The organism is Kitasatospora sp. NPDC054939, assembly GCF_053610105.1.
Window position 1 is genome coordinate 70,580 of the sequence record NZ_JBSGXP010000011.1, and the last position, 15,856, is coordinate 86,435.

The following is a 15,856-nucleotide window of genomic DNA, read 5'->3' on the forward strand; positions in this document are numbered from 1 at the left end:
AGAGGGATGCCCGCAGTGAGTTCTCCCGCAGTCCAGTCCGCCGGTGCTCCCGCCGAAGCCGCCGCGGAGGGGCCCGGCATCGGTGAGCTGGCCGCCCGCCTGTCCGGGCTGACCCTTCGCGACCAGGTGCGGATCGGCCGGCGGCTGGAGGGCGCCCGGCGGGTCCGCAAGCCGGAGGCCCGGCAGAAGGTCGCGTCCGAGATCGCCCGCGACGTCGAGCGGGCCGAGCTGGTGGTGGAGCAGCGCCGGGCCGCGGTGCCGGCGATCACGTACCCGGCGGAGCTCCCGGTCAGCCAGAAGAGGGACGAGATCCTCGCCGCGATCCGCGACCACCAGGTGGTGATCGTGGCGGGCGAGACCGGCTCCGGCAAGACCACCCAGATCCCGAAGATCTGCCTGGAGCTGGGCCGCGGCGTGCAGGGCCTGGTGGGCCACACCCAGCCGCGCCGGATCGCCGCCCGGACGGTGGCCGAGCGGGTCGCCGAGGAGTTGGACAGCCCGCTGGGCGAGGCGGTCGGCTGGAAGGTCCGGTTCACCGACCAGGTCGGCCCGTCGACCCTGGTCAAGCTGATGACGGACGGCATCCTGCTCGCGGAGATCCAGACCGACCGCGAGCTGCGCCAGTACGACACCCTGATCATCGACGAGGCGCACGAGCGCAGCCTCAACATCGACTTCATCCTGGGGTACGTCAAACAGCTGCTGCCCCGCCGCCCGGACCTCAAGGTCGTCATCACCTCGGCGACCATCGACCCGGAGCGCTTCGCCCGCCACTTCGGCGACGCCCCGATCGTGGAGGTCTCCGGCCGCACCTACCCGGTGGAGGTCCGCTACCGCCCGGTCGTCGAGGACGACCGGGAGGACGCGGACGACGTCGACCGCGAGCGGGACCAGATCCAGGCGATCTGCGAGGCCGCCGAGGAGCTGCAGGCCGAGGGGCCGGGCGACATCCTGGTGTTCCTCTCCGGCGAGCGCGAGATCCGCGACACCGCGGACGCCCTGAACCGGCTGAAGCTGAAGTCCACCGAGGTGCTGCCGCTGTACGCGCGGCTGTCCTCGGCCGAGCAGCACCGGGTCTTCCAGCGGTCGAACAGCCGCCGGATCGTGCTGGCCACCAACGTCGCCGAGACCTCGCTGACCGTGCCCGGCATCAAGTACGTGATCGACCCGGGGACGGCCCGGATCTCGCGCTACAGCCACCGCACCAAGGTCCAGCGGCTGCCGATCGAGGCGGTCAGCCAGGCCAGCGCCAACCAGCGCAAGGGCCGCTGCGGCCGCACCTCGGACGGCATCTGCATCCGGCTGTACTCGGAGGAGGACTTCCTCTCCCGGCCGGAGTTCACCGACGCCGAGATCCTGCGCACCAACCTGGCCTCCGTCATCCTGCAGATGACCGCGGCCGGCCTGGGCGACATCGAGGCCTTCCCGTTCCTCGACCCGCCGGACTCGCGCAACATCAAGGACGGCGTCCACCTGCTGCACGAGCTCGGCGCCCTCGACCCGGCCGAGAAGGACGTCCGCAAGCGGCTGACGCCGCTGGGCCGCAAGCTCGCCCAGCTGCCGGTCGACCCGCGGATGGCCCGGATGGTGCTGGAGGCCGACCGCAACGGCTGCGTCCGGGACGTCATGGTGATCGCCGCCGCGCTCTCCATCCAGGACCCGCGCGAGCGGCCCGCCGAGAAGCGCCAGGCCGCCGACGAGCGGCACCGCCGCTTCAACTCGGAGACCTCGGACTTCCTCGCCTACCTGGCGATGTGGCGCTACGTCAGGGAGCAGCAGAAGGAGCTGTCCTCCTCGGCCTTCCGCCGGATGTGCAAGTCCGAGTTCCTCAACTACCTGCGGATACGGGAGTGGCAGGACATCTACTCCCAGCTGCGCACGATCGCCAAGCAGCTCGGGGTGACGATCGAGGAGCCGCATCCGGACGCCGAGCCGGACGCGGACCGGATCCACCAGTCGCTGCTGGCCGGCCTGCTCTCGCACATCGGCCTGTACGACGTGGAGAAGCGCGAGTACGGCGGGGCGCGCGGGGCCCGCTTCGCGGTGTTCCCCGGGTCGGGGCTGTTCAAGAAGCCGCCGCGCTGGGTGATGTCGGCGGAGCTGGTGGAGACCTCGCGGCTGTGGGCGCGGATCAACGCCAGGATCGAACCGGAGTGGGTGGAGCCGCTGGCCGCCCACCTGATCAAGCGCAGCTACAGCGAGCCGCACTGGTCGAAGAAGGCCGGTGCCGTGCTGGCGTACGAGAAGGTGACGCTCTACGGCGTCCCGGTCGTCTCGCAGCGCAGCGTGAACTACGGCCGGATCGATCCGGAGCTGTGCCGGGAGCTGTTCATCCGCAACGCACTGGTGGAGGGCGACTGGGAGACCCACCACCGCTTCTTCGCGGAGAACCGCAAGCTGCTCAGCGAGGTCGAGGAGCTGGAGAACCGGGCCCGCCGCCGGGACATCCTGGTGGACGACCAGACCCTGTTCGACTTCTACGACGCCCGTCTGCCGGAGGACGTCGTCTCCACCCGGCACTTCGACTCCTGGTGGAAGAAGGCCCGGCACGACCAGCCGGACCTGCTGAACTTCGAGAAGTCGATGCTGATCAACGACGCCGCGGACGGCGTCACCGAGGCGGACTACCCGGACCACTGGCAGCAGGGCAAGCTCCGCTTCAAGCTCACGTACCAGTTCGAGCCGGGCAGCGACGCGGACGGCGTGACCGTCCACATCCCGCTGCCGGTGCTGAACCAGGTGACCGCCGAGGGCTTCGACTGGCAGATCCCGGGGCTGCGCGAGGAGCTGGTCACCGCGTACATCCGGGCGCTGCCCAAGGCGCTGCGGCGCAACTTCGTCCCGGCCCCGGACTTCGCCCGGGCGGCGCTGCGGCAGGTGAAGGACCGCCAGGAGCCGCTGCTGCCGACCCTGGAGCACGTCCTCAAGCGGATGACGGCGATCACCGTCCCGCCGGACGCCTGGGACGACGAGCGGGTGCCGGACCACCTCAGGGTCACCTTCCGGGTGGTGGACGGCCGCAAGAAGCTCGCCGAGTCCAAGGACCTGGAGGAGCTGCGGCTGCAGCTGAAGCCGAAGCTGAACGAGACGCTCTCCTCGGCGGCCTCCGGGCGGGGCATCGAGCAGAGCGGGCTGACCGCCTGGCCGGCCGCGCTGCCGGTGCTGCAGCGCACCTTCGAGCAGCGCTCGCGCGGCCACTCGCTGCGGGCCTACCCGGCGTTGGTGGACGAGGGCGACGCGGTCGGCGTCAAGCTGTTCGACACCCCGCAGGCCCAGGAGCAGGCGATGCGGGAGGGCACCCGGCGGCTGCTGGTGCTGACCACCAACTCGCCCGCCAAGTCGATCCAGGGCCGGCTGGGCAACCAGGCGAAGCTGGCGCTGTCGTACAACCCGCACGGCTCGATCCCGGCGCTGTTCGAGGACGTGGTGGCCTGCGCCACCGATCGGCTGATGGCGCTGGCCGGCGGCCCGGCCTGGGACGAGGCGGCGTTCGGGAAGCTGCACGACAAGGTGCGGGCCGACCTGTACGACCTGTCGGCGGACACCACGCTGAAGACGGCGACGGTGCTGATCGCCTTCCACAAGGCGTCGACCCGGCTGAAGGCGGTGAGCAGCCCGGTGCTGCTGAACGCGGTGAACGACATCCGGCTGCACCTGGCCTCGCTGGTGTACCCGGGTTTCGTCGCCGAGACCGGCTGGCAGCGGCTGCCGGACCTGAAGCGCTATCTGCTGGCGGTGGACCGCCGGCTGGAGGCGCTGCCGAACCACCCCCAGCGGGACGCCCAGCAGCTGCTGAAGGTCCAGCAGGTGCAGCAGGAGTACGGGGAGCTGCTGGCGGCCGTCCCGGCGGGCCTGGAGCCCTCCCCGGAGGTGCGGGCGATCCGCTGGATGATCGAGGAGCTGCGGGTCAGCTTCTTCGCGCAGTCGCTGGGCACCCCGTCCCCGGTCTCGGAGAAGCGGATCGTGAAGGCGATGGAGGCGGCCCGGGCGACGCTCTGAGCCCGGGGCGCCGCTGAGCTGGGCGGGCCCTCAGGAGCCGGTTCGACCTGGGGGCCCACCATGGGCTACGATCTGTCTTGTTCGCAGCGCGCAAGCGAGTGAACGAGATCAGAACACTCTGGTCCCGTGGAGCAGTTGGTTAGCTCGCCACCCTGTCAAGGTGGAGGTCGCGGGTTCAAGTCCCGTCGGGATCGCCGTAGGCGAGAGGCCCGGAACCGGTCAGGTTCCGGGCCTCTCGCTTTTTGTCCGTTCGGAGGGGGTCGGACCGCCGGCCCGCCCTACCGTTCAGATGGTCTAGACCACAAGCCGCACCCCGTGTGACGGTCGTCACCAGGATCGGTTCGGAACCACCCCGGCGGAGACCCCTCCGGAAGCCGCCTAATTTAATATGTAAAATTGCACAGCTATTCACTGTAAATCCCCCCCGTCGCACGAGCGTCAAATCGTTATACGGAGTTCAACATTCCGGGTGACCGGCCGACTGTCCAGGGGCATGCAAAGGGGCCGCTTACCGGACCCGGCGGAGTCCGGTAAGCGGCCCCTTTGAATGAGCCTTCGGGGCTTTCAGGCCTTCATCAGGCCTCGGTGCGCTGAGCCGGAATACCGGCCAGCAGGGCGCGCACCTCCGCCTCGCGGTAGCGACGGTGTCCGCCGAGCGTGCGGATCGACGTCAGCTTGCCCGCCTTGGCCCAGCGGGTCACCGTCTTGGGGTCAACGCGGAACATGGTGGCAACCTCTGCCGGCGTCAGCAGGGGCTCGGCGTCAGGGGTACGAGCGGTCATGAGCGGCCTCCTCGGAGAACCGAACCAGGGCGGTTCTATCCTTCAAATTCTGCACCTTGGCCCGCGATGCCCGAAATGGCACACACGGGCCGAGTCGGTTATAGGACGAACGGCTTGTCCTGGTGTCTACAACTACACCATCCGTCCAGCCCTATCGACCAAACCGCCAAAATTGACCCCTCACGGGTTCAAGGCCGACGGATGGCGATGGACCACCCCATAACGGGCAGTCACTGCGGAGTGACCTTCGGTTACGAAGGGACCAGACCCGCCGTTTTCCCGCAAAGCTCGCATCGGCGCCAGAACCACCCAAAAGTGGGCACGCTCATGTGCAGTTGGGCTGGTTGTCCCATTTTGGCACATAGGGGTGAGTTCGCGTCAACGGTGAGTAGTGTCACGTTCGACAGCTATTGACCCGAACCGGGACCTAGGTCATACGGGTCGGGCCCTACGACCCTTACAGTCTGACAAGTACCACCGACACCGCCCCCGGCCGGCGCTGACAGGGGCTCACCCGGTCCGCGGGGGCACCCACCGCAGCCCGGGACGGGCCCGCCGCCCCTCAGTTCGCGTACCGCAGCGCCAGCACCCGCCGCCAGCGGCCGGTCAGCTCCTCGTACGCCCGCAGCGCCGCCGCGTCGTCCCCCTCGCGCAGCGAGCGCAGCCCCTCCTCCAGTTCCCCCGCCGACCGGTCCGCCGCCAGCCGCTCCGGCCCGAGCAGGTGCACCAGGCCGCCGTAGTCCAGCTCCACCAGGGAGCGCGGGTGGAACTCCTCCAGCCACCGCCCGACCCCCTCCGCACCGCGCACCAGCTCGCCGCCCGGCACCTTCTCCTTCAGCGCCCGGTAGGCCCGGGCCACCCGCCGCCGGGCCTGCACCATCGGCGTCAGGTAGAACAGCGCCGGCGCCTCCCCCTTCTCCCCCTCGGCCGGAGCCCCGGCGTCGGCATCGGCATCGGCCGCCCGCTCCGGCGGCCCGCCCGGCAGGTAGCGGCGGTCCTCCGCGCCGAACGGCAGGAACCACGCCACCGGCACCTCCCAGCGCGTGGTCAGGATCCACGGCCGGGCGTCCGGGTGCTCGGCCCGCCAGCGCTCCCGGTCGGACTCCGCCGCCGCCCTGGTGGCCGGCGGCAGCGCGGTGTCCAGCAGCGCCACCGGGGCCTGCGCGCGCAGCTCGTCCAGCGCCTCCCAGCTACGCATCCGGGTGGCCCACGGGCAGACGTAGAGCACGCCGTCGACGGCCCGGACGAAGGCCCGCTCGCTCTCCCGCTCCGGCAGCGCCCGCGGGGTCCGCCCGACCAGCTCCGCCAGGGCCGCCCGCTGCTCCTCCAGGGCCGCGCCGGCGACCGGTCGGCCCGCCTCCGCGGCGTCCGGGCCGTGCGCCCGCGCGTACGCCTGCCAGCGCGCCCGCTCGGGCTCCGGGTAGGCGGCCAGCGGCTCGTAGACCCGCAGGTGGGCGGCGTAGGGCGGGAGGACGGACGTACGCACGACAGTCACGTTCTGCATCGTCGCACGCGCCGCGCCGCCCCGGGAGAGCGCCCGACCGGGCGATCCGTCTCACCCCTCGGACATCAGGCAACAGCTCGGTTCCGAGGGGCAGATCGGCGGACGGTCCGCGGCTACGCTTCGCCCTAGGCGCCCGCACCACAGCAGCGGGCCTTCGATACTGGAGTCACCACAGTGACCGACGTACAGACCGCATCCGCCCCGCACTCCGCACCCGGCGTGCTCAGCAGGATCTTCCGCACCGAGCGGGACGGCGTCCCCGGCGACGGCCACGAGCAGGTCGTGTTCTGCCACGACCGCACGTCCGGCCTGAAGGCGATCATCGCCATCCACTCCACCGCCCTGGGCCCGGCCCTCGGCGGCACCCGCTTCTTCCCGTACGCCTCCGAGGAGGCGGCCCTGGAGGACGCGCTCAACCTGTCGCGCGGCATGAGCTACAAGAACGCGCTGGCCGGGCTCGACCTCGGCGGCGGCAAGGCCGTCATCATCGGCGACCCGAACAAGGACAAGAACGAGGCGATGCTCCGCGCGTACGGCCGCTTCGTCGAGTCGCTGCGCGGCCGCTACATCACCGCCTGCGACGTGGGCACCTACGTCCAGGACATGGACGTCGTCGCCCGGGAGACCGAATTCGTCACCGGCCGCTCGCCCGAGAGCGGCGGCGCCGGCGACTCCTCCATCCTCACCGCCTTCGGCGTCTTCCAGGGCATGCGCGCCAGCGCCCAGGCCCGCTGGGGCCAGCCCACCCTGCGCGGCAAGCGGGTCGGCGTGGCCGGCGTCGGCAAGGTCGGCCACTACCTGGTCGGCCACCTGGTCGCGGACGGCGCCACGGTCGTCATCACCGACGTCTCCGAGACCGCCGTCAACCGCGTGCGTGCCGCTCACCCGGAGGTGGAGGTCGTCGCCGACACCGCCGCCCTGCTCCGGGCCGACCTGGACGTCTACGCCCCGTGCGCCCTCGGCGGCGCGCTGACCGACGACTCGGTCGCGGCGCTCGGCGAGCTCGGCACCTCCATCGTCTGCGGCGCGGCCAACAACCAGCTCGCCCACGCCGGCGTCGAGAAGGACCTCGCCGACCGCGGCATCCTCTACGCGCCCGACTACCTGGTGAACTCGGGCGGCGTCATCCAGGTCGCCGACGAGATCGAGGGCTTCAACTTCGAGCGGGCCAAGAACAAGGCCACGAAGATCTTCGACACCACGCTGGAGATCTTCACCCGGGCCACCGCCGACGGCGTCCCGCCGGCGGTCGCCGCCGACCGCCTGGCCGAGAAGCGCATGCGCGAGATCAGCGCCCTGCGCACCGTCCTGCTGCCGGGCGCCCGCCGGGGCTGAGCACCGCAGCGGCAGCGCCGTGCGCGGGGGGCGGTCCACTTCCGCCCCCCGCGCATCACAATGTGGAACCGGATTCTCACTTCTACGCCCGATCGGGTGATCCAACGTCCCTCTTGGGGGGATAATCGATCCGGGAACGACGGAACCGAGACACCTCCGGATGGCGGGCAAAAGGCTGCAAAACCTCCCCTGACCTGGGAAGACCCGGTCTCGGGTGGCGGCAGTGCGCGCCACGTCACACCGACGACGTACCGTCCGGCGGCGGAAACAGGTACCGTTAATGCTCCAAGGGACGGCTTCTCCACTTCGGGCAGGCCGATCCTGAACATGAACACGTGTCAGACTCGGGGCCGTGAGCCCCACCGTTGAGGGGGTCGACCCATGGGGCGCGGCCGGGCCAAGGCCAAGCAGACGAAGGTCGCCCGCCAGCTGAAGTACAACAGCGGCGGCTTCGACGCTCACCGTCTGTCCAACGAGCTGGGCGTTTCGCCCTCCACCGCTTCGATCGAGCCTGAGCCGATCGAAGAGGAGGAGGAGGACGACCCCTACGCCGAGTACGCGGCTCGCTATGCCGCGGACGACGACGAGGACGACGACGCCGAGTCCGGCACCGGGCACACCCAGGCCCGCCGCCGCGCGTAGTCACAGTCCGGCCTGACCGGCTCTGGCGCTCCGAGCGCCGGGCCGGTTTTCGGCGTTCCCGCAGCCGTTCCGTGCCGGCCACCGGTTCCTCCCACCGACCCGCGGCCGTCCTCGGCGCGCCCCGGGTGCGCCGAGGCCCCTCCGGCAGGCGGGTGCCGGAGGGGCCTGCGGGCCCGGCCTCAGCGGGTGGGGAAGCCCTCGTACGCGTTGTAGAGCGCCGCGCCGCCGTCGTGCTCGTCGGTGCGCTCGACGATGTCGCCCAGCAGCCAGGACTCGACGCCGCGGTCCTCCAGGATCGACAGCACCACGTCGACCGAGTGCGGCGGGACGACCGCGACCATGCCGACGCCCATGTTGAGCGTCTTCTCGATCTCCAGGGTGGCCATGCTGCCGACCTCGGCGACGGTCCGGAAGACCGGCAGCGGGGTCCAGGTGCCGCGGTCCAGGCGGGCGTGCAGGCCGTCCGGGATGACCCGGGCCAGGTTGGCCGCCAGGCCGCCGCCGGTGACGTGCGAGAAGGCGTGGACCTCGGTGGCCCGGGTGAGCGCCAGGCAGTCCAGCGAGTAGATCCGGGTGGGCTCCAGCAGCTCCTCACCGAGGGTGCGGCCGAACTCCTCGACCTTGCGGTCGAGCTTCCAGCCGGCCTGGTTCAGCAGCACGTGGCGGACCAGCGAGTAGCCGTTGGAGTGCAGGCCGGAGGCGGCCATCGCGATCACCACGTCGCCGGCCCGGACGCGCTCGGCGCCGAGCAGCGCGTCGGCCTCCACCACGCCGGTGCCCGCGCCCGCGACGTCGTACTCGTCCGGCCCGAGCAGGCCCGGGTGCTCGGCGGTCTCGCCGCCGACCAGGGCGCAGCCGGCCAGCGCGCAGCCCTCGGCGATGCCCTTGACGATCGAGGCGACCCGCTCCGGCACGACCTTGCCGACGCAGATGTAGTCGGTCATGAACAGCGGCTCGGCGCCGCACACCACCAGGTCGTCGACGACCATGCCGACCAGGTCGTGGCCGATGGTGTCGTGCTTGTCCATGGCGGCCGCGATGGCGACCTTGGTGCCGACGCCGTCGGTGGCCGAGGCCAGCAGCGGACGCTCGTACCGCTTGAATGCGGAGGCGTCGAAAAGCCCGGCGAAGCCGCCGAGGCCGCCGACCACCTCGGGGCGGTTGGCCTTCTTCACCCACTGCTTCATGAGTTCGACGGCGCGGTCGCCCGCCTCGATGTCGACTCCGGCGGCGGCGTAGGTGGCGCCGTTCTGGTTGCTGGTCACTGCGCGGCCCTTTCGGGTCTCTGGGGATGGAACGGCGGTGGGGCCCCGGGTTCCGGGACCCCACCTGAGGTACTACGGGCGGCGCAGCGCGTCGGCCGCGCCACCGCCGCCGAGCAGCGACTGGACGCCGTCCAGGTCGCCGACCGGCTTGCCGCGGACGGCCGGGGGCTGCTGGCCCCCCTTGATCTCGGCCTCCAGCAGGAGCTTGCCGAGCAGCGCCGGGTCCGGCAGCTCCATCGGGTACTCGCCGTCGAAGCAGGCCCGGCAGAGCCGGTCCTTCGGCTGCTTGGTGGCCTCGATCATCCCGTCGAGCGAGATGTACGCGAGGGAGTCGGCGCCGAGCGTGCGGCCGATCTCCTCGACCGTCATGCCGTTGGCGATCAGCTCCGCGCGGGTGGCGAAGTCGATGCCGAAGAAGCACGGCCACTTCACCGGCGGGGAGGAGATCCGGATGTGCACCTCGGCGGCGCCCGCCTCGCGCAGCATCCGCACCAGGGCGCGCTGGGTGTTGCCGCGCACGATCGAGTCGTCCACGACGACCAGTCGCTTGCCGGCGATGACCTCGCGCAGCGGGTTGAGCTTGAGCCGGATGCCGAGCTGGCGGATGGTCTGGCTGGGCTGGATGAAGGTGCGGCCCACGTAGGCGTTCTTCACCAGGCCGGAGCCGTACGGGATGCCGCTGGCCTCGGCGTAGCCGATGGCGGCCGGGGTGCCGGACTCCGGGGTCGCTATCACCAGGTCGGCCTCGACGGGGGCCTCCGCGGCCAGCCTGCGGCCCATCTCCACGCGGGAGAGGTGCACGTTGCTGCCGGCGATGGAGGTGTCGGGGCGGGCCAGGTAGACGTACTCGAAGACGCAGCCCTTGGGCTTGGCCTCGGCGAACCGGGAGGTCCGGATGCCGTTCTCGTCGATGGCGATGAGCTCGCCGGGCTCGACCTCGCGGATGAAGGAGGCGCCGCAGATGTCGAGCGCCGCCGTCTCGGAGGCGACCACCCAGCCGCGCTCCAGCCGGCCGAGCACCAGCGGGCGGATGCCCTGCGGGTCGCGGGCGGCGTAGAGGGTGTTCTCGTCCATGAAGACGAGCGAGAAGGCGCCCTTGACCTTGGGCAGGACGAGCTTGGCCGTCTCCTCGATGGAGAGGTCCGGGTGGCCCGCGAGCAGGGCGGTCACCAGGTCGGTGTCGTTGGTCGCGGCCGTCCGGCCGGAGCGCGAGACGTGCTCCTCACCGGGCAGTTCGGCGACCATGGCCGCCAGTTCGGCGGTGTTCACCAGGTTTCCGTTGTGCCCGAGGGCCAGCGAACCGTGAACGGTAGCCCGGAAGGTCGGCTGGGCGTTCTCCCAGACCGAGGAACCGGTGGTCGAGTAGCGGGCGTGTCCGACGGCGATATGCCCGTGCAACGACCCCAGCGAGGCCTCGTCGAAGACCTGGGAGACAAGTCCCATGTCCTTGAAGACGAGGATCTGGGAGCCGTTGCTCACTGCGATGCCCGCGGATTCCTGACCGCGGTGCTGCAGGGCGTATAGGCCGAAGAACGTGAGCTTGGCGACCTCCTCGCCGGGAGCCCAGACACCGAAGACGCCGCAAGCGTCCTGGGGGCCTTTCTCGCCGGGAAGAAGATCGTGGTTGAGTCTTCCGTCACCACGTGGCACGCCTTCGAGTCTAGGCCAGTTGGCACAGGCTTCCGGAACCGGGGAGACCGGGTGCGTTGGGCGATCCGCTGGCGACGCGCGTAGACAAAACCCCTTACGGAGCGCCGATTTCGGCTCGCGGCGATCCGCCGGAACGGCGCCCGGCCTTGCGGTTCGCGCCCGTTGGGGCTTCGCCGGGCCGCTCCGTGCACGGACCGCGCGCGGGTGCCGGGCGGGGCAACGTGAGCCTGCTCACCCGGCGCCCGCGGCACTCAGACGGCGGGCAGCAGCAGGCCCCAGCAGCCGGCGTGCACCGTCCAGGTGCGGGCGCGCACCGGGCCCACCGGGTGGCCGTCCGCCTCGTAGCCGAAGCCCCGCCCGGCCACCGAGAGGGTCGCCGCCCGGGCCCGGACGAGGGCGCCCGGCGCGCGCACCACGACCTCCGCCACGCCCTCGCCGACCGCGTCGCCGGTCGGCAGGCTGACCTCCACCACGCGCACCGGGCGGTGGACGTCCGCGAGCAGCTTCCCGTCCGCCTCCACCCGCAGCTGGGAGCTGTGCTCGCCGGCGTCGGCGGTGAGTGGGGTCCCCTGCTCGGCCGCAGCCAGTTTCGCCCATAGCGAACGCCAACCACCCGTGCGGCCGGACGACCGGCGGGCGCCGCTGCCGGAGATCCGCACCCGGCCGAGCACCACCCCGCCACCGTCGTCCACCAGCAGGTCCAGCTTGCGAACCGCGCCGGTCAGCACCGCGCGGGCCGCCGGCACCGGCTCCTCCGGCACCCCCAGCGAGCGCGCCGCGAGCAGCTCGTGCGGCCGGCCCACCGGGACCAGCCCGACCGGGTCCGCGCCCAGCTCACGCTGGCGGTGCAGGGCCTGCAGCACCCGTTGCAGCGCAAGATCGGAACCGATCACCACCGGTCGGCGACGACCCCGGTGCGAAAGCACCCGGTCGAGCTCGGACGGGGTCTCCGGGTACGCCACCTTGACATCCGCCCCTCCGCAGAGGACGTCCTTCGCGATCCGCACCGACTCACCGTCGGCCTGCCGGGCCGCCGGGTCGAGGAGCAGCAGGAGCGGCTCGGGGCCGCCGTTCGCAGGCGTGGACAGGGACGACACGACCGGTCCTTCCTCAGGTAATCTCTCGGTGCAAGAGCCCCTTGCGTTTTTGCGCCAGGGGCTTCGTCTATCTCGGGGCAGACTGCGGCCTACGCAGGATGCCCCAACCGGAAGGGGTGTACGCCTGTGCCGGCACTCGTGCTCGTTGGCGCTCAGTGGGGAGACGAGGGCAAGGGGAAGGCGACCGACCTCCTCGGCGGCTCCGTCGACTACGTCGTCCGCTACCAGGGCGGCAACAACGCCGGTCACACGGTGGTCATCGGCGACCAGAAGTATGCACTGCACCTGCTGCCTTCCGGCATCCTCAGCCCGAATGTGACACCGGTGATCGGCAACGGCGTCGTGATCGACCCGGGCGTGCTGCTCTCCGAGCTCAACGGCCTGAACGAGCGCGGCATCGACACCTCCAAGCTGCTGATCTCGGGCAACGCCCACCTGATCACCCCGTACCACCGCACCCTGGACAAGGTCACCGAGCGCTTCCTCGGCAAGCGCCGGATCGGCACCACCGGCCGCGGCATCGGCCCGACCTACGCGGACAAGATCAACCGCGTCGGCATCCGGGTGCAGGACCTCTTCGACGAGTCGATCCTCCGGCAGAAGATCGAGGCGGCCCTCCACGACAAGAACCAGCTGCTGGTCAAGCTGTACAACCGGCGCGCCATCCCGGCCGACCTGGTGCTGCAGGAGTACCTGGGCTACGCGGAGAAGATCAAGCCCTTCCTCGCCGACACCACGCTGGTCCTCGACGAGGCGCTGAAGGCCGGCAAGGTCGTCCTGCTGGAGGGCGGCCAGGGCACCCTGCTCGACGTCGACCACGGCACGTACCCGTTCGTCACCTCCTCGAACCCGACCGCCGGCGGCGCCTGCACCGGTGCGGGCATCGGCCCGACGAAGATCGACCGCGTCATCGGCATCCTGAAGGCGTACACCACCCGCGTCGGCTCGGGCCCGTTCCCGACCGAGCTGCTGGACGCCGACGGCGAGGCGCTGCGCCGGATCGGCGGCGAGCGGGGCGTGACCACCGGCCGCGACCGCCGTTGCGGCTGGTTCGACGCCGTCATCGCGCGCTACGCGACCCGGGTCAACGGCCTCACCGACTTCTTCCTCACCAAGCTGGACGTGCTGACCGGCTGGGAGCAGATCCCGGTCTGCGTCGCGTACGAGATCGACGGCCGCCGGGTCGAGGAGCTGCCGTACAACCAGTCGGACTTCCACCACGCCAAGCCGGTCTACGAGACGCTGCCGGGCTGGAACGAAGACATCAGCAAGGCGAAGACCTTCGCCGACCTGCCGAAGAACGCCCAGGCGTACGTGAAGGCGCTGGAGGAGATGTCGGGCGCGCCGATCTCGGCGATCGGCGTCGGCCCGGGCCGGGACGAGACGATCCAGATCAACTCGTTCATCTGACCGGTCCGCGCCCGGGGCCCTGAGCCCCGAGCCCACGAGGCCCTGCGGGCGTCGCTCCCGCAGGGCCTTTCCGCTGCTCGCCGACTTTTGCACTAGGCCAATACTGCATTGCATCTAGTGCAGAGTGGGGCTACCTTCGGGATCATGACTGCGAAGCTCCCCGAACCCGTGACCCTCACCGGCCGCCACGTCCGCCTGGAGCCGCTCGGCCGCCACCACGCCGCCGAGCTCTGGGCGTCCGTCGGATCCGACCCGGAGGTCTGGCGGTGGATCCCGTTCCTCCCGCCGACCAGCGAGGAGGAGGTCGGCGGGATCCTCGACGTCCGCCTCGCCGAGGTCGCCGCCGGAACGGCCGTGAAGTTCGCCGTGATCGACCTGGCGAGCGGCCGGGCCGTCGGCATCACCGGCTTCTACGACTTCAGCGCGGTCGACGAGCTCGTCGAGATCGGCGGCACCTGGTACGCCCGGTCGGTCTGGCGGACGGCCGTGAACACCGAGTCCAAGCTGCTGCTGATGACGCACGCCTTCGAGGACCTCGGCATGGGCCGCGTCTACTGGAAGACCGACGCCCTCAACGAGCGCTCCCGCAACGCCATCCAGCGCCTCGGCGCCTCCTACGAGGGCACCCACCGCCGCGACAAGCTCCGGGCGAACGGCATCTGGCGCGACACCGCGTTCTTCTCGATGCTCGCGGACGAGTGGCCCCCTGCCAAGTCCCGCCTGGTGGAGCGCCTTTCGCGCGGCTGAACCGGCCACGGCAGCGGCGCGGCCGGTCCCGCGGACGGGTGGCGCCACCGGTCGCCGGCACGCAACACTGCCGACACCGACTCCGGAAGAGGTCAGCATGAGCGAGTGGCAGAGGTCATCGGCCTGCGGCAACAGCAACCAGTGCCTGGAGGTCCGCACCGCGGACGGCATGGTCGAGATCCGCGAGTCCGCCGACGGCGGGGTCGTGGTCCGCACCACTCCCCGCAAGTGGGCGGCCTTCCTCCAGGGCGTGCAGGCGGGCGAGTTCGACCACTTCGCCGAGTGACGGCGACGGCGGGGGCCGCCGGGCCCCCGCCCCCGCCACCGCCTGCGCCCGCCGCTACGCGCCGCGCTGCTACTCGCCGCGCCGGTGGGCGGCTTCGAGGGCGGCCAGCTCCTCCGCCGACAGCCGCAGCGCGCCGGCGGCGACATTGGCCTCCAGGTGCGCCGGATCGCCGGTACCGGGGATGGCCAGGACGTGCGGGCCCCTGTGGAGCTGCCAGGCGATCCGCACCTGCGCCGGGCTCGCGCCGTGCGCGGCGGCCACTGCCAGCACCTCCGCGGGCTCGGCGACGGCCGCGGCGGTCTCCCGGGCGCTGGTGGCTATCGAGTAGAACGGCACGAAGGCGATGCCCTGCTCGCCGCAGCTGCGCACGAACGCGTCCTGGTCCGGACGGAAGCCGATGCCGTACGGGTTCTGGACGCAGACCACCGGCGCGATCGTCCGGGCCTCGGCCAGCTGCTCCGGGGTCACGTTGGAGACGCCGAGGTGGCGGATCAGGCCGGCCTCGCGCAGCTCGGCGAGCGCCCCGAACCGCTCGGCGACCGAATCGGTGCCCAGCACCCGCAGGTTGACCACGTCGAGGTGGTCCCGGCCGAGCTGGCGGAGGTTCTCCTCGACCTGGCCGCGCAGCGCCGCGGGCGTCCGGGCGTCCTCGGCCCACTCGCCGTCCGGGCTGCGGACCGGCCCGACCTTGGTGGCGATGACCAGCTCGTCGGCGTACGGCGCGAGCGCGGCGCCGATCAGCTCGTTGGCCGAGCGCAGCCGGGAGAAGTAGAAGGTCGCGGTGTCCAGGTGGTTGACGCCGAGTTCGACAGCCCGGCGCAGCACGGCGACCGCCTCGGCGCGGTCCCGCGGCCGGGTGTCGGCGACCAGCGCCGGGCCGCACTGCGGCAGGCGCATGGTGCCGAAGCCGATCCGGTTGACTTCGAGGTCTCCGAGCTTCCAGGTGCCCGATGCCGCTGCGGTGCGGGAGGGCGCGGGGGTCATCCGCGAGCTCTCGGTGCGGACCATCACCGAGCTCCAGCACATGGTGGGGGTGCTGCGCGCGGCCGGGGGAGCCGGCGCCGAGCTCGCCCCGCAGCCGTGCCTGGCCGACATACCGGCGCTGACCCGGGACAGCGGTCTCCAGGTCAGCCTCGACG

The 15,856-nt window shown here is 71.5% G+C and carries 12 protein-coding genes and 1 tRNA gene; 7 read left to right on the plus strand and 6 right to left on the minus strand.

The window, feature by feature from the left end; genetic code table 11:
* The first annotated feature begins 6 nt into the window (after positions 1–6).
* Positions 7–3,999 carry an ATP-dependent RNA helicase HrpA gene (gene hrpA / locus ACWGB8_RS05600; RefSeq protein WP_452210548.1) on the plus strand — a complete coding sequence of 1,331 codons (3,993 nt, stop codon included), beginning with the start codon at positions 7–9 and terminating at the stop codon, positions 3,997–3,999.
* A gap of 120 nt (positions 4,000–4,119) precedes the next feature.
* A tRNA-Asp gene (locus ACWGB8_RS05605) sits at positions 4,120–4,193 on the plus strand.
* A 381-nt stretch (positions 4,194–4,574) separates the two neighbouring features.
* Here the strand turns inward: ACWGB8_RS05605 and bldC are convergent.
* Both bldC and ACWGB8_RS05615 read right to left on the minus strand, forming a co-directional pair.
* Entirely contained in the window at positions 4,575–4,781 is a 207-nt protein-coding gene (gene bldC / locus ACWGB8_RS05610; RefSeq protein WP_014137253.1) for a developmental transcriptional regulator BldC, read from the minus strand.
* Positions 4,782–5,343: 562 nt separating this feature from the next.
* Complete coding sequence (locus ACWGB8_RS05615) at positions 5,344–6,285, minus strand: hypothetical protein (RefSeq protein ID WP_452210550.1); 942 nt, start codon at positions 6,283–6,285, stop codon at positions 5,344–5,346.
* 174 nt (positions 6,286–6,459) lie between these two features.
* Here ACWGB8_RS05615 and ACWGB8_RS05620 point away from each other — a divergent pair, with 174 nt between their 5' ends.
* A complete protein-coding gene (locus tag ACWGB8_RS05620; RefSeq protein ID WP_452210551.1) occupies positions 6,460–7,620 on the plus strand; it encodes a Glu/Leu/Phe/Val dehydrogenase dimerization domain-containing protein in 1,161 nt (386 codons plus the stop codon).
* Positions 7,621–8,001: 381 nt separating this feature from the next.
* On the plus strand, positions 8,002–8,262 hold the full coding sequence (locus ACWGB8_RS05625) for a DUF3073 domain-containing protein (protein WP_452210553.1): 261 nt from the start codon (positions 8,002–8,004) through the stop codon (positions 8,260–8,262).
* A gap of 179 nt (positions 8,263–8,441) precedes the next feature.
* On the opposite strand, the gene purM is transcribed toward ACWGB8_RS05625, so the two are convergent.
* The 3 genes from purM to ACWGB8_RS05640 form a co-directional block, all read right to left on the minus strand.
* Positions 8,442–9,527, minus strand: a complete 1,086-nt coding sequence (gene purM, locus ACWGB8_RS05630; RefSeq protein WP_452210555.1) for a phosphoribosylformylglycinamidine cyclo-ligase — start codon at positions 9,525–9,527, stop codon at positions 8,442–8,444.
* Positions 9,528–9,599: 72 nt separating this feature from the next.
* Positions 9,600–11,177 carry an amidophosphoribosyltransferase gene (purF, locus tag ACWGB8_RS05635; RefSeq protein ID WP_452210557.1) on the minus strand — a complete coding sequence of 526 codons (1,578 nt, stop codon included), beginning with the start codon at positions 11,175–11,177 and terminating at the stop codon, positions 9,600–9,602.
* A gap of 251 nt (positions 11,178–11,428) precedes the next feature.
* Positions 11,429–12,274: a diacylglycerol kinase gene (locus ACWGB8_RS05640; protein WP_452210559.1), complete on the minus strand. Its 846-nt coding sequence runs from the start codon at positions 12,272–12,274 to the stop codon at positions 11,429–11,431.
* A 126-nt stretch (positions 12,275–12,400) separates the two neighbouring features.
* Here ACWGB8_RS05640 and ACWGB8_RS05645 point away from each other — a divergent pair, with 126 nt between their 5' ends.
* The 3 genes from ACWGB8_RS05645 to ACWGB8_RS05655 all read left to right on the plus strand — a co-directional run bounded on the left by ACWGB8_RS05645 (position 12,401) and on the right by ACWGB8_RS05655 (position 14,717).
* A complete protein-coding gene (locus tag ACWGB8_RS05645; protein ID WP_452210561.1) occupies positions 12,401–13,684 on the plus strand; it encodes an adenylosuccinate synthase in 1,284 nt (427 codons plus the stop codon).
* Positions 13,685–13,828: 144 nt separating this feature from the next.
* Positions 13,829–14,431 (plus strand): GNAT family N-acetyltransferase, encoded by a 603-nt coding sequence (locus tag ACWGB8_RS05650; RefSeq protein WP_452210563.1) that lies wholly within the window; start codon positions 13,829–13,831, stop codon positions 14,429–14,431.
* 97 nt (positions 14,432–14,528) lie between these two features.
* Positions 14,529–14,717 (plus strand): DUF397 domain-containing protein, encoded by a 189-nt coding sequence (locus ACWGB8_RS05655; protein ID WP_452210565.1) that lies wholly within the window; start codon positions 14,529–14,531, stop codon positions 14,715–14,717.
* Between the two features lie 69 nt (positions 14,718–14,786).
* Here ACWGB8_RS05655 and ACWGB8_RS05660 read toward each other — a convergent pair whose 3' ends face one another.
* The gene (locus tag ACWGB8_RS05660; RefSeq protein ID WP_452210567.1) at positions 14,787–15,725 is read right to left on the minus strand and encodes an oxidoreductase; all 939 of its coding nucleotides are present in this window, start codon (positions 15,723–15,725) and stop codon (positions 14,787–14,789) included.
* Between the last annotated feature and the right edge of the window lie 131 nt (positions 15,726–15,856).